We start from the raw sequence: 13,991 nt of genomic DNA, 5'->3' as shown, positions 1-13,991 counted from the left end.
ATGCCCAAGCGCACCGACATCCAGAGCGTCCTGGTCATCGGCTCCGGGCCGATCATCATCGGCCAGGCCTGCGAGTTCGACTACTCCGGCACCCAGGCGTGCCGCGTGCTGCGCCAGGAGGGCCTGCGGGTCATCCTGGTCAACTCCAACCCGGCCACGATCATGACCGACCCGGAGTTCGCCGACGCGACCTACGTCGAGCCGATCACGCCCGACTACGTCGAGAAGGTCATCGCCAAGGAGCGCCCCGACGCCCTGCTCGCCACCCTCGGCGGCCAGACCGCGCTCAACTGCGCGATGGCGCTCGACAAGGCCGGCGTCCTCGAGAAGTACGGCGTCGAGCTGATCGGCGCCTCGATCGAGGCCATCGAGCGCGGCGAGAACCGCCAGCAGTTCAAGAAGATCGTCGAGCAGCTCGGCGGCGAGTCCGCAAAGAGCGTCATCTGCCACTCGGTGGACGACCTCCTCGCCGGCGCCGAGGAGCTCGGCTACCCGATGGTCGTGCGGCCGTCGTTCACGATGGGCGGCACCGGCTCCGGCATGGCCTACGACGAGGCCGACCTGCGCCGCATCGGCGGCGCCGGACTCGCCGCGAGCCCGACCACCGAGGTGCTCCTCGAGGAGTCGATCCTCGGCTGGAAGGAGTACGAGCTCGAGGTCATGCGCGACCGCATGGACAACAGCGTGATCGTCTGCTCGATCGAGAACCTCGACCCGATGGGCGTGCACACCGGCGACTCGATCACCGTCGCGCCGGCGATGACGCTGACCGACCGCGAGTACCAGGCGATGCGCGACCTCGCGATCGGCATCATCCGGGCGGTCGGCGTCGACACCGGTGGCTGCAACATCCAGTACGCCGTCAACCCCGCCGACGGGCGCCTGATCGTCATCGAGATGAACCCGCGCGTCTCGCGGTCCTCCGCGCTGGCCTCGAAGGCCACCGGGTTCCCGATCGCCAAGATCGCGGCGAAGGTGGCGATTGGCTACACCCTCGACGAGATCCAGAACGACATCACCGAGGAGACCCCGGCGTCCTTCGAGCCGACGCTCGACTACGTCGTGGTGAAGGTGCCGCGGTTCGCCTTCGAGAAGTTCCCCGAGGCCGACCCGACGCTGACCACGCACATGAAGTCGGTCGGTGAGGCGATGGCCATCGGCCGCAACTTCACCGAGGCGCTCCAGAAGGCGCTGCGCTCGCTGGAGAGCAAGCACGCGCCCTTCGACTGGCACAAGCACTTCGACGACGACCTGGCCTCGACGGAGTCCAAGGCGGCGCTGCTCGAGGAGATCAAGGTGCCTCACGACGGGCGCCTGAAGAAGGTCATGGACGCGATCCGGGCCGGTGCCACGCCCGAGGAGATCTTCGACGCCACGAAGATCGACCCGTGGTTCGTCGACCAGCTCGCGCTGATCAACGAGGTCGCCGTCGAGCTGATCGACGCCACCGAGCTCACGCCCGACCTGCTCCGCCTCGCCAAGCGGCACGGCTTCTCCGACGAGCAGATCGGCCGGATCCGCGGCCTGTCCGCCGACGTGGTCCGCGGCGTGCGCCACGCCCTCGGCATCCGGCCGGTCTACAAGACCGTCGACACCTGTGCGGCCGAGTTCGCCGCGCAGACGCCCTACCACTACTCGTCCTACGACGAGGAGACCGAGGTGCAGCCGCGAGCGGAGGGCAAGGAGGCCGTGATCATCCTCGGCTCGGGGCCCAACCGCATCGGGCAGGGCATCGAGTTCGACTACTCCTGCGTGCACGCCTCGCTCGCGCTGGCCGAGGCCGGCTACGAGACGATCATGGTCAACTGCAACCCGGAGACGGTGAGCACCGACTACGACACCTCCGACCGGCTCTACTTCGAGCCGCTCACGCTGGAGGACGTCCTCGAGATCGTCCACGCAGAGCAGCAGGCCGGCCCCGTGGCCGGTGTCGTGTGCCAGCTCGGCGGCCAGACGCCGCTCGGCCTCGCCCAGGGCCTCGCCGACGCAGGCGTCCCCATCGTCGGCACCCCACCGGAGGCGATCCACCTCGCCGAGGAGCGCGGCGCCTTCGGTCGCGTCCTCGCCGACGCCGGCCTGCCGGCGCCCAAGCACGGTACCGCGACGTCGTACCCGCAGGCGCAGCGGATCGCCCACGAGATCGGCTATCCCGTGCTCGTGCGCCCGTCCTACGTCCTCGGCGGCCGCGGCATGGAGATCGTCTACGACGACGCCGCCCTCGAGCACTACCTCGAGCGCTACGTCGCCAACGGCCTGATCAACGAGCGCCAGCCGGTGCTGGTCGACCGCTTCCTCGACGACGCGGTCGAGATCGACGTCGACGCCATCTTCGACGGCGAGGAGCTCTTCCTCGGCGGCGTGATGGAGCACATCGAGGAGGCCGGCATCCACTCGGGTGACTCCTCGTGCGCGCTGCCGCCGATCACCCTCGGCCGCGAGGAGGTCGACCGGATCCGCAGCTCGACCGAGGCGATCGCCCGCGGCCTGGGCGTGCGCGGACTGCTCAACATCCAGTTCGCCATGGCCTCCGACGTGCTCTACGTCCTCGAGGCCAACCCGCGCGCGTCGCGGACCGTGCCGTTCGTCTCCAAGGCGACCGCGACGCCGCTCGCGAAGGCCGCGGCCCGGGTCATGCTGGGTGAGTCGGTCGCCGACCTGCGCGCCGCCGGCGTGCTCCCGGCCGAGGGCGACGGAGGGCACCTGCCCGACGGGTCGCCGATCGCGGTCAAGGAGGCGGTCATGCCCTTCGACCGCTTCAAGACCGCCGACGGCCGCACCGTCGACGCCCTGCTCGGCCCGGAGATGCGCTCGACGGGTGAGGTGATGGGCTTCGACGCCTTCTTCGGCACGGCGTTCGCCAAGGCGCAGGCCGCGGCCTACGGCTCGCTGCCGCTGTCCGGCCGGGTCTTCGTGTCGGTCGCCAACCGCGACAAGCGGCACATGATCTTCCCGGTCAAGCAGATCGCCGACATGGGCTTCGAGATCCTCGCGACGGCCGGCACCGCCGAGGTGCTGCGCCGCAACGGCGTCGAGGCCACGGTCGTGCGCAAGCACTCCGAGGGCGAGGGCCCCGACGGCGAGCCGACGATCGTCGGCCGGATCTGGGCCCGCGAGGTCGACCTGGTGATCAACACGCCGCACGGCTCCACCAGCGGCGGCTCGCCCCGCGCCGACGGCTACGACATCCGCACGGCGGCCGTGTCGACCGACATCCCGTGCATCACCACCATCCAGGGCCTCGGCGCAGCCGTGCAGGGGCTGGAGGCGATGCGGCGCGGCGACATCGGCGTGCGCTCGCTCCAGGACTGGGCCACGCACGCACGCGCCGGCGCGCCGGCCGTGGAGGTCGCGGCCGAGTGACCCCGCGTCCGTACGACGTCCTCTTCGAGCGGGCCCTGACCCGGGTCGAGCCTGAGCGGATCCACCACGCGGCGTTCCGCGCGATCCGGGCCGCCGCACCGGTGACCAGCCGGGCGGTGCGGCTGCCGTCGGCGCCGGTGCAGGCGCTGGGGCTGACGTTCCCGCACCCCCTCGGGCTGGCGGCCGGCTTCGACAAGAACGCGGTCGGCATCGACGGCCTCGCGGCCCTCGGCTTCGGCCACGTCGAGATCGGCACGGTCACCGGCGAGGCGCAGCCCGGCAACCCGCAGCCGCGCCTCTTCCGGCTCAAGGACGACCGGGCGATCGTCAACCGGATGGGCTTCAACAACGACGGCTCCGAGGTGGTGGCCCGGCGTCTCGCCGGTTGGCGGTCTCGACTGAGCTCGACCAACGGGAAGGCTCCCGTCCTCGGAGTCAACATCGGCAAGACCAAGGTCGTCCCCGAGGAGGAGGCGGCCGGCGACTACGAGAAGTCCGCCGGCCTGCTCGCGCCCTACGCCGACTACCTCGTCGTGAACGTCTCCTCGCCCAACACCCCGGGCCTGCGCGACCTCCAGGCGGTCGAGAAGCTCGAGCCCATCCTCAGCGCCGTACGACGTCGCGCCGACGAGGCGCGGCCCGACCACCGGGTGCCGCTGCTGGTGAAGATCGCGCCCGACCTCAGCGACGACGACGTGCTCGCGGTCGCCGACCTCGCCCTCGCGATCGGCCTCGACGGGATCATCGCGACCAACACCACGATCTCCCGTGACGGGCTCGCCAGCCCTGCCGCCACCGTCGAGGGGATCGGCGCGGGAGGGCTCAGCGGGCAGCCGCTCACCCAGCGGTCGGAGGACGTCGTACGCCTGCTGCGGGGCCGGGTCGGACCCGACCTCACGCTCGTGGGCGTCGGCGGGATCACCACCGTCGACGACGCCCGCCGCCGGATCGCGGCCGGGGCCGACCTGCTGCAGGGCTACACCGCCTTCGTCTACGAGGGCCCGCTGTGGCCACGACGCATCGTGCGGGGGCTGGCCGGCGCATGATTGATGCGCGCGGTGCGGTCCACGGCCCGGTCCACGGCCCAGTTCATGTGGTGGGCGAGGTGGTCGCCACGAAGCGCATCGGCGGCTACCGCCACCTGACCCTGACGGCCCCCGGCGTGCCGGAGGCGTTTCGGCCCGGCAACTTCGTCGCGGTGAGCGTCGCCGGCCACGTCGCCCGCCCGCTGTGGGTGCACCGGGTTCGGGCGTCCAGCGCCTTCGGTCCGACGCTCGACGTCGTCGTCGAGGCGCGGGGCGAGGGCACGACCTGGCTGGCCGCGCAGCCGGTGGGGGCCAAGGTGCCCGTGACCGGTCCACTGGGCCGGGCGTTCGCGCTGCCCAAGGAGGCCGTGTCCTGCCTGCTGGTGGGGGAGGGCTACGCCGCGGCACCGCTCTTCCCGCTGGCCGAGCGGCTGCGCGAGCGCGGCTGCGCGGTGTCGCTCGTGGTCTCCGCTCCCGACGAGTCCCGGCTGCTCTCCGCCCTCGAGGCGCGCCGCTCCGCCCGGTCGGTGACCGTGCTGACCGCCGACGGCTCGGTGGGCCAGCGCGGGACGGTCACCGAGCACCTCGACGACCTGGTGAGGCGCAGCGAGGCCGACGTCGTCTACGCCGCCGGCCCCCACGGGGTGCTGCGCGCTGCGGCGGCCGCGGCGGAGCGCGCCGGTGCCTGGAGCCAGGTCGCCGTCGAGACCGACACTCCCTGCGGCACCGGCCTGTGCCACGGGTGCCCGCTCCCGGTCGTCGGCGAGGACGGCGTGGACCGGGTGGTCCGCGCCTGTGCCGAGGGACCCGTCGTCCGCGGCGATCGCGTCCGTTGGGACGCCCTGTGATCGCGCGTGTCCCCGGGCCGGTCATGGTCGCGGCCGGCTGCGGTGGCACGGGCCGCGAGCTGGTGCCGTACGCCGGTCCCGGCGGGCTGGAGGGTCTCGACTTCGTCACCCGCTCGATCACCCTCGACCCGCGGCCCGGTGGCGCGGGCCCTCGCCTGGTCGAGGTGCCCGGCGGGCTGGTCAACGCCGTCGGCCTGCCCAACCCCGGGCTCGAGCACTTCCTCGCCACCGAGCTGCCCTGGCTGGTGCGCGCCGGCGCGCAGGTCTTCGTGTCGATCGCCGGCAGCACGATGGGGGAGTACGCCGACCTCGCCCGGCGGCTGAGCCGCGCCCCGGGCGTCGCCGGCCTCGAGGTCAACGTCGGCGCCCCCGACGAGGTGGGCGCCCGGCTCTTCGAGGTGCGCGAGCCCTACCACTCCGCGAGCGTCATCGCGGCCGTGCGCCGGGAGTTCCCGGCCGACCGGCCGGTCCTGGCCAAGCTGCGCAGCGACGTCTCGCGGATCGTCGAGGGCGCCCGCTCGTGCCACGAGGCCGGTGCGACCGCGGTCGTCGTCGGCAACGCCGTACCTGCCGCGTTTCCCGACGGTCGCTCCGGTGGCCTCAGCGGCCCCGCCGTCGCCCCGATCGCGCTGCGGTGCGTGGCCGAGGTCCACCGCGCCCTGCCCGACGTGCCCGTGGTCGGCTGCGGGGGCGTGCACGACGTCGCCAGCGCCCGTGCGTACCTCTCTGCCGGTGCCGTCGCCGTCCAGGTCGGCACCGCCCTGCTCCACGACCCCACCACCGTGGCCCGGCTCCGGACCACGCTCGCCCCGCTCCCACAGGAGGACGCATGACCCCCTTCGGCACCCGGCTCGCCCAGGCGATCGACGCCCGCGGGCGCTTCTGCGTCGGCATCGACCCGCACGCCGCGCTGCTGCGCGACTGGGGCTTGACCGACGACGTCGCCTCCCTGGAGCGCTTCGCCCTCACCGTGGTCGAGGCGGTCGCCCCCGTGGTGAGCGTCGTCAAGCCGCAGAGCGCCTTCTACGAGCGGTTCGGCAGTCGTGGCATCGCCGTGCTGGAGCGGGTGATCGCGGAGTCCCGCGCGGCGGGCGCGCTGGTGCTCCTCGACGTGAAGCGCGGCGACATCGGCTCGACCAGCCAGGCCTACGCCGACGCCTACCTCGACCCGTCCTCGCCGCTCGGCTCCGACGCGATCACGGCGAGCCCCTACCTCGGCTTCGGCTCGCTCGACCCGATGGTCGAGGCGTGCCACGAGCACGGCGGCGGGCTGTTCGTGCTCGCCCTGACCTCGAACAAGGAGGGCCCGGAGGTCCAGCACGCCCGCACCGGCGACGGCACGGTTGCCGGCACGGTGCTCGGCCACCTGCGCGCGCTCAACGCGGACGCCAGCCCGCTCGGCTCCTTCGGCGCGGTCGTCGGCGCGACCATCGGCGAGACCGCCGAGGACCTCGCCATCAACGGCCCGTTCCTCGTGCCCGGCTACGGCGCCCAGGGAGGTACGACGGCCGACCTCGCGCGCATCTTCGGGGCGGCCGCCCGGTGGGCGCTGCCCAGCTCCTCCCGCGAGGTGCTGCAGGCGGGTCCCGACGTCACGGCGCTCCGCGACGCCGCGCTCCGCGGCAACGACGCCGTGCAAGGGTTGGGCGCGTGAGACGTCCCCTCCTCGCCGCGCTGCTCCTGAGCGCGACGCTGACCGGGTGCTCCAGCGACCCGACCGAGGGCTACTGCGAAGCGGTGAAGGACCACCAGAAGGACCTCACCGACATCGCCGCCTCCGAGGACACCGGCGCGCTCTTCGACGCGCTGGACACCTACGACGAGCTGCGCGAGAAGGCCCCGCGCGACATCGCCGACGACTGGGCGTCGGTCATCGAGCCGCTGCGCGACCTCGAGGACGCGCTCGACCACGCCGGCGTCGACCCGTCGTCGTACTCCGCCGAGGAGCCGCCCGCCGACGTCTCGGCCGAGGACAAGGCGGCGATCGAGGCTGCCGCGCGCAAGGTCGGCTCGGAGCGCACGGTCAACGCGATGGCATCCGTCGAGCAGCACGCGCTCGACGTCTGCGGCACCCCGCTCTCGCGCTGACGGCCCCGGCCCCATGTCGTACGTCACGTCCTGGCGGGGTGGGCGGCGCCTCGATTGCCTGCCCCGTCGCGTTCTGACTAGATTGAGCCGAACCACCGCCGGACCCACCACATAAGGATCGCTTTCGTGGCCTTGCCCCCTCTGACGCCTGAGCAGCGCCAGGCAGCCCTCGACAAGGCTGCGGCCTCCCGACGCGAGCGGGCCGAGGTGAAGAACCGGCTCAAGAACTCCGGCGGCTCCATCCTCGACGTGCTCCACGAAGGGCAGACCAACGAGGTCATCGGCAAGATGCGCGTCGTCGAGCTGCTCCAGTCGGTGCCCGGCCTCGGCCGCGTGCGCGCGCGCCAGGTGATGCAGCGCCTTGGTATCGCCGAGAGCCGGCGGGTCCGTGGCCTCGGCGTCAAGCAGGTCGCGGCGCTCGAGCGCGAGTTCGGCCCCGACGCATCGTGAGCGGCACCGGCCACCCCCACCGCCGGTCCCGCCTGATCGTGCTCGCCGGGCCCACCGCGGTCGGCAAGGGCACCGTCGCGGCTGCCGTGCGCGAGACGCACCCCGAGGTCTGGATCTCGGTGTCGGCGACCACGCGCGCACCGCGACCGGGCGAGGAGAACGGCGTCCACTACTGGTTCGTCTCCGACGAGGAGTTCGACCACATGGTCGAGCGCGGCGACCTGCTGGAGTGGGCCGTGGTCCACAAGGCGGCCCGCTACGGCACGCCGCGCGGCCCGGTCGAGCTCGCGCTGGCCTCCGGGCACCCCGCGATGCTGGAGATCGACCTCCAGGGCGCACGCCAGGTGCGCGAGACGATGCCCGAGGCGCTGTTCGTCTTCCTCAAGCCGCCGTCGTGGGACGAGCTCGTACGCCGCCTCGTCGGGCGTGGCACCGAGGACGAGGCCGAGCGGGAGCGCCGGCTGGCCACCGCGCGCGAGGAGCTGGCCGCGGAGTCGGAGTTCGACGTCACCATCGTGAACCACGAAGTTCACGCTGCCGCGGACGAGTTGGTAGCCTTGATGGTTGGATCCGCTTCCCCTTCTTCTGACTAGCGAGGCACCTGCACCGTGGCTTCTCCCACCATCGCCGCCGAGGGCGTCACCAACCCCTCGATCGACGACCTGCTCAGCAAGACCGACAGCAAGTACAAGCTGGTGCTCTACAGCGCCCAGCGTGCTCGCCAGATCAACGCGTACTACTCGCAGCTCGGTGAGGGCCTCCTCGAGTACGTCGGCCCGCTGGTCGACACCCACGTCCAGGAGAAGCCGCTCTCGATCGCGCTGCGCGAGATCAACGACGACCTCCTGACGTGCGAGGACATCGACCCCGCCGCCGAGGCCGCTGCCGCCGAGGCTGCTGCCGGCGACGCCACGGAGTGACGCGAGCCTCGCGATGACGACACGCGTCGTCCTCGGGGTCTCCGGCGGGATCGCGGCCTACAAGGCCTGCGAGCTGCTGCGCCGGTTCTCCGAGTCGGGCCACGACGTCACCGTCGTGCCCACCGCAGCGGCACTGCAGTTCGTCGGCGCGCCCACCTGGGCGGCGCTCTCGGGCAAGCCGGTCTCCGCCGAGGTGTGGACCGACGTCCACGAGGTGCCCCACGTCCGCATCGGCCAGAGCGCCGACGTGGTCGTGGTGGCGCCGGCGACCGCCGACGTGCTGGCCAAGGCCGCCCACGGGCTGGCCGACGACCTGCTCACCAACACCCTGCTCACCGCGCGGTGTCCGGTGGTGTTCGCCCCGGCGATGCACACCGAGATGTGGGAGCACCCCGCCACGCAGGCCAACGTCGCGACGCTGCGCCAGCGCGGCGCGATCGTGATCGAGCCCGCCGAGGGCCGGCTCACCGGCGCCGACACCGGCAAGGGTCGGCTGCCCGACCCGGCCGAGATCTTCGAGCTGGTGACGGGCGTGCTCGGGCGCGGTGACGCCGGGACCGACCTGACCGGCCGCAAGGTCGTGGTCTCCGCGGGCGGCACGCGCGAGTACCTCGACCCGGTCCGCTTCCTCGGCAACCGCTCGTCGGGCCTCCAGGGCTACGCCCTCGCCCGGGCCGCCGCCTCGCGCGGGGCGCACGTCACGCTGGTCAGCGCCAACGTGTCCCTGCCCGACCCGGCTGGCGTCAGCGTCGTACGGGTCGAGACGACGGCGCAGCTGCGGGAGGCCGTCGTGGCCGCGACCGCGACCGCCGACGCCGTGGTGATGGCCGCCGCGCCCGCCGACTTCCGGCCGACGTCGGTGAGCGAGGCCAAGATCAAGAAGGCCGACGACGGCTCGTCGCCGGCGATCGAGCTGGCCCAGAACCCCGACATCCTGGCCGAGATCTCCCACGACCGTGCCCGCGAGGGCGCCGTGATCGTGGGCTTCGCTGCCGAGACCGGCGACGCGACGGGGTCGGTCCTCGACCTCGGTCGCGCCAAGCTGGCCCGCAAGGGCTGCGACCTGCTCGTCGTCAACGACGTCAGCGGGGGAGCGGTCTTCGGCAGCGCCGACAACGAGGCCGTGATCCTCGGTGCCGACGGCGGGTCCGTCGAGGTGCCGCACGGCAGCAAGACCGCGCTGGCCCACGTGATCTGGGACGAGGTCTCTCGCCGATTCGTTGGCTGAGACATGCGTCCCGGATGCTGGGCAGCAGGTACGTTTTGACCGAACCGAACGACTGAAGAAGCGAGTGACGACGTGGCTGGACGCCTCTTTACCTCCGAGTCCGTGACCGAGGGTCACCCGGACAAGATCGCCGACCGCATCAGCGACTCGGTGCTCGACCACCTGATGGCCGAGGACCCCGACAAGGCCAACCTGCGCGTGGCCGTCGAGACGCTGCTGACCACCGGCCTCGTCGTGGTCGCCGGCGAGGTGCGCACCACCGCCTACGCGCCGGTCGCCGACATCGTCCGCAAGGCGATCCTCGACATCGGCTACGACTCCTCGGAGAAGGGCTTCGACGGAGCCTCCTGCGGCGTCCAGGTCGCCATCGGCGCCCAGTCCTCCGACATCGCTGCCGGCGTCGACGCCGGCCACGAGTCGCGCGTCGGCGACTCCGACGACGAGCTCGACAAGCGCGGCGCCGGCGACCAGGGCCTGATGTTCGGCTACGCCTGCGACGACACCCCCGAGCTCATGCCGCTGCCGATCACCATCGCGCAGCGCCTCGCCCAGCGCCTCACCGAGGTCCGCAAGGACGGCACGCTCGCCTACCTCCGTCCCGACGGCAAGACCCAGGTCACGATCGAGTACGACGAGGACGACCGCCCCGTGCGCATCGACACCGTCGTCCTCTCGACGCAGCACGACGCCGACGTCGAGCACGCCACGCTCGAGGCCGACATCAAGCAGCACGTGATCGACCCGGTCCTCGCGACCTTCGAGATCCCGTCCGAGGGCTACCGGATGCTGGTCAACCCGACCGGCACCTTCGTCATCGGCGGCCCGATGGGCGACGCCGGCCTCACCGGCCGCAAGATCATCGTCGACACCTACGGCGGCATGGCCCGCCACGGCGGCGGTGCCTTCTCCGGCAAGGACCCGTCGAAGGTCGACCGCTCGGCCGCCTACGCGATGCGTTGGGTCGCCAAGAACGTCGTCGCCGCGGGCCTGGCCCGTCGCTGCGAGGCGCAGGTCGCCTACGCCATCGGCAAGGCCGCGCCCGTCGGTGTCTTCATCCAGACCTTCGGCACCGGCGTCGTGGCGGACGAGATGATCCAGCAGGCCGTCCTCGAGGTCTTCGACCTGCGTCCGGCCGCGATCATCCGCGACCTCGACCTGCTGCGCCCGATCTACGCCGAGACCTCGGCCTACGGCCACTTCGGTCGTGAGCTGCCCGAGTTCACCTGGGAGTCGACCGACCGCGCCGACAAGCTGAAGGCTGCCGCCGGCATCTGAGCACTCCGTCGGGTCCACAGCCCGGCCCGTTGCCCCCGACCTCCACGAGGTCGGGGGCAACGGCAAATTTGGGGGAGAACTTGGCCGAATGGCACCGCCGTCGTCGGACCCTCGTCCTAGGCTGCCGACGCGTGGCCGGGGGGCCTCGCATCAGACCTCCTGGAGGAACCAGATGATGCTGCGCAAGAAGGTGACGGCTGCCCTGGCAACCGCCGCCGTCGTCGCCGGGGGCCAGCTGGCCTGGGCAGGGGCCCAGGCAGCGCCCGACCCGGCCGGCACCGGGCTGTCCCGGCTTCAGGCCGACGTGACGGCCGGACTCAGGATCGAGCGCAACGGGGTGGGGGCAGTCGACTTCGTCGGCACCGCCGCCGGCAGCTCGATCGTCAACCCGGCCGTCTCGGCCGACAGCGGCATCCGCGACGCGGCCCGCGCCCACCTGTCGCGCTACGGCTCGGCCCTCGGCGCCGACGACGCCGACCTCGCGGCGGCCGGCACGACGCGCTCGCCGTCCGGCCAGGACGTCGTACGGTTCCAGCAGGACGTCGCCGGCGCACCGGTCATCGGTGGCCAGGTGGTGGTCAGCCTGCGCGGTGACCGCCAGCTCGGCTCGATCCTCTCCACGCTCTCCACGGTCCGCGCGCTCCCGGCCGCCACCGTCGCCCAGGCCGACGCCCGCAGCACCGCGCTGCGGTCCGCGTCCCGCAAGGCCGACGCGTCGGGCCTCAGCGTGACCTCGCAGGGCCGCCAGGTCTGGGACCCCGCCGTCTTCGGCGCCACCGCGCCCGCGCGGGGCGTGTGGAGCTTCGAGGTCGGTGACGGCGCCGCCGTACGCCGCCTCGTGCTCGTCGACGACACGACCGGCCGGGTGCTGCTCGACATCGACCAGGTCGAGCACCTCGACCGCGTCGTGTGCGACCGCAACAACGTCCGCGGCGACGCGACCGCGTGCACGTCGGGCTTCGCCCGCACCGAGGGCCAGGCCGCGACCGGGATCACCGACGTCGACAAGGCCTACGACTACGCCGGCGAGGTCGCGACGGCCTACCAGCAGCTCGCCGGGATCGACCTGACCGACAAGCTGGGCGTGGACGTCGGCGGCGTCAAGAAGCTCGCCGCCACCGTGCGCTTCTGCTACACCTCCACGACGCAGGACTGCCCCTACGCCAACGCGTTCTGGAACGGCACCCAGATGTTCTACGGCGACGGGTTCGCCGCGGCCGACGACGTGGTCGGGCACGAGATGACCCACGGCGTGGTCGACCAGTACTCCGAGCTCTTCTACTGGGGCCAGAGCGGTGCGATGAACGAGTCGATCGCCGACATCATGGGGGAGGTCATCGACCACCGCAACGGGGCCGACGACGACTCCCAGTGGAAGCTGTCGGAGGACCTCTCGATCGGCGCGATCCGCGACATGTTGGACCCGACGTCCTTCAACGACCCGGACAAGATGACGAGCACCCTCTACAACGCCGACCTCTCCTACACCGACTCGGGCGGGGTGCACACCAACAGCGGCGTCGGCAACAAGACGGCGTACCTCATCTCCCAGGGCGGCACGTTCAACGGCCAGACCATCACCGGCATCGACGGTGCCGACGCCGGCCTGACCAAGACCGGCAAGCTCTACTTCGACGCGATCACCAAGCTCACCTCGGGCAGTGACTACGCCAACCTGGCGTCGGTGCTCGAGCAGAGCTGCGCCGACTTCGTCACCTCCGGCATCGCCGGCTTCACCTCCGCCGACTGCACCAACATCACGAAGGCCGTGGCGGCCACCGAGCTCCGCACCACGCCGACCAACGCCCCGCAGCCCGCCGACGCGGTCAGGTCCTGCCCGACGGGCACGACCATGCGCGAGCTGTTCAACAGCGAGACCGGCTCCCCGAGCACGAAGATGGTCTCGTCGGCGGCCGGCATGTGGGGCTACGGCGTCAACCCGAGCTGGGGCAGCAACGCCACCTCCGGCAAGGACTCCTGGCTCGGCTGGAACCCCGACCCGTCCGCGGGCGACCCGGCAGCGGCCTCGTTGACCACGGCGGCGGGCATCGCGCTCCCGGCTGGCCAGAAGTCGTTCCTGCACTTCCAGCACTGGAACCTCTTCGAGTGGTACCCGGGTCGTGCGAGCGGCCCGTACATGGACGGCGGCACGGTCGAGGTGGACGGCGTGGACACGGCTGGGCTGCCGTGGACCAACGGCCCGTCGCAGACCCTGTCCGCCTACAACGCGTCCAACCCGAACCAGTGGGCCGGGCTCAAGGCGTTCGGCGGTGACAGCTTCGGCTGGTCGGCGAGCCAGGTCGACCTGTCGTCCTACGCCGGCCGGACCGTCAAGCCGTCCTTCACCTCCCGTGGCGACGGTTCCGACGCCTACATCGGCTGGTGGCTCGACGACATCTCGGTCTACACCTGCGACGTCCCGCCCGTGGTCACGCCGCCGGCCCCGACGCCGACGCCGACGCCCGTCGTCAAGCTGAAGTCGACGACCAAGCTGAAGGTCACCACCGGCCACAAGGTCACGATCGTGGCCACGGTGAAGGCGTCCGGTCCGAAGCCGACCGGGAAGGTGAGCTTCACCCTGAAGGGCAAGAAGAAGGTCACCAAGGCGGTCGCGGTCAAGAAGGGCAAGGCCACGCTCGTCGTCACGGGCAAGATCGCGGCCAAGCTGGGGTCCGGCAAGGTCAAGGTGAAGGCCGCCTACACCGGCTCGACCACCGTCCTCGCGAGCACCGCGAAGGCGCGCTTCAACCTGAGGTGACCTCTCGGACGGCGGCTGCCGGCCTGTCGGCAGCCGCTG

12 protein-coding genes are annotated in these 13,991 nt (G+C 72.0%); all 12 read left to right on the top strand.

The annotated features are described in order from the left end of the window. The 12 genes from carB to J2X46_RS17045 all read left to right on the top strand — a co-directional run bounded on the left by carB (position 1) and on the right by J2X46_RS17045 (position 13,952). Positions 1-3,360 carry a carbamoyl-phosphate synthase large subunit gene (carB, locus tag J2X46_RS17100; RefSeq protein WP_310252661.1) on the top strand — a complete coding sequence of 1,120 codons (3,360 nt, stop codon included), beginning with the start codon at positions 1-3 and terminating at the stop codon, positions 3,358-3,360. Continuing rightward, positions 3,357-4,406 carry a quinone-dependent dihydroorotate dehydrogenase gene (locus J2X46_RS17095; RefSeq protein ID WP_310252660.1) on the top strand — a complete coding sequence of 350 codons (1,050 nt, stop codon included), beginning with the start codon at positions 3,357-3,359 and terminating at the stop codon, positions 4,404-4,406. Before carB ends, J2X46_RS17095 begins: the two co-directional genes overlap by 4 nt. Next, positions 4,403-5,233: a hypothetical protein gene (locus tag J2X46_RS17090; protein ID WP_310252658.1), complete on the top strand. Its 831-nt coding sequence runs from the start codon at positions 4,403-4,405 to the stop codon at positions 5,231-5,233. Before J2X46_RS17095 ends, J2X46_RS17090 begins: the two co-directional genes overlap by 4 nt. After that, a complete protein-coding gene (locus J2X46_RS17085; RefSeq protein WP_310252656.1) occupies positions 5,230-6,066 on the top strand; it encodes a nitronate monooxygenase in 837 nt (278 codons plus the stop codon). The genes J2X46_RS17090 and J2X46_RS17085 overlap by 4 nt, the downstream gene beginning before the upstream one ends. Continuing rightward, positions 6,063-6,887, top strand: a complete 825-nt coding sequence (gene pyrF, locus J2X46_RS17080) for an orotidine-5'-phosphate decarboxylase (RefSeq protein WP_310252654.1) — start codon at positions 6,063-6,065, stop codon at positions 6,885-6,887. Before J2X46_RS17085 ends, pyrF begins: the two co-directional genes overlap by 4 nt. Then, on the top strand, positions 6,884-7,321 hold the full coding sequence (locus tag J2X46_RS17075) for a hypothetical protein (RefSeq protein WP_310252652.1): 438 nt from the start codon (positions 6,884-6,886) through the stop codon (positions 7,319-7,321). Before pyrF ends, J2X46_RS17075 begins: the two co-directional genes overlap by 4 nt. 126 nt (positions 7,322-7,447) lie before the next feature. Then, positions 7,448-7,771 carry an integration host factor, actinobacterial type gene (mihF, locus tag J2X46_RS17070; RefSeq protein WP_310252650.1) on the top strand — a complete coding sequence of 108 codons (324 nt, stop codon included), beginning with the start codon at positions 7,448-7,450 and terminating at the stop codon, positions 7,769-7,771. Then, a complete protein-coding gene (gene gmk, locus J2X46_RS17065; RefSeq protein ID WP_310252649.1) occupies positions 7,768-8,364 on the top strand; it encodes a guanylate kinase in 597 nt (198 codons plus the stop codon). Before mihF ends, gmk begins: the two co-directional genes overlap by 4 nt. A 15-nt stretch (positions 8,365-8,379) precedes the next feature. Then, positions 8,380-8,691: a DNA-directed RNA polymerase subunit omega gene (gene rpoZ / locus J2X46_RS17060; protein WP_056600245.1), complete on the top strand. Its 312-nt coding sequence runs from the start codon at positions 8,380-8,382 to the stop codon at positions 8,689-8,691. 13 nt (positions 8,692-8,704) lie between these two features. Then, on the top strand, positions 8,705-9,919 hold the full coding sequence (coaBC, locus tag J2X46_RS17055; protein ID WP_310252645.1) for a bifunctional phosphopantothenoylcysteine decarboxylase/phosphopantothenate--cysteine ligase CoaBC: 1,215 nt from the start codon (positions 8,705-8,707) through the stop codon (positions 9,917-9,919). A 72-nt stretch (positions 9,920-9,991) separates the two neighbouring features. Further along, positions 9,992-11,194, top strand: coding sequence for a methionine adenosyltransferase (metK, locus tag J2X46_RS17050; RefSeq protein WP_310252643.1), 1,203 nt, complete (start codon positions 9,992-9,994; stop codon positions 11,192-11,194). Positions 11,195-11,369: 175 nt separating this feature from the next. Continuing rightward, positions 11,370-13,952, top strand: coding sequence for a M4 family metallopeptidase (locus J2X46_RS17045; protein WP_310252640.1), 2,583 nt, complete (start codon positions 11,370-11,372; stop codon positions 13,950-13,952). Positions 13,953-13,991 lie beyond the last annotated feature (39 nt).

This window comes from Nocardioides sp. BE266, assembly GCF_031457855.1.
GTDB lineage: Bacteria > Actinomycetota > Actinomycetes > Propionibacteriales > Nocardioidaceae > Nocardioides.
Note: the sequence above shows the minus strand (reverse complement) of the source record. Positions and strands in the feature narration are given on the sequence as shown.

Coding starts and splice junctions, on each gene's coding strand:
- J2X46_RS17090 (WP_310252658.1), top strand. CDS start 4,403: ATGATTGATGCGCGCGGTGCGGTCCACGGCCCGGTCCACGGCCCAGTT.
- J2X46_RS17045 (WP_310252640.1), top strand. CDS start 11,370: ATGCTGCGCAAGAAGGTGACGGCTGCCCTGGCAACCGCCGCCGTCGTC.
- carB (WP_310252661.1), top strand. CDS start 1: ATGCCCAAGCGCACCGACATCCAGAGCGTCCTGGTCATCGGCTCCGGG.
- coaBC (WP_310252645.1), top strand. CDS start 8,705: ATGACGACACGCGTCGTCCTCGGGGTCTCCGGCGGGATCGCGGCCTAC.
- pyrF (WP_310252654.1), top strand. CDS start 6,063: ATGACCCCCTTCGGCACCCGGCTCGCCCAGGCGATCGACGCCCGCGGG.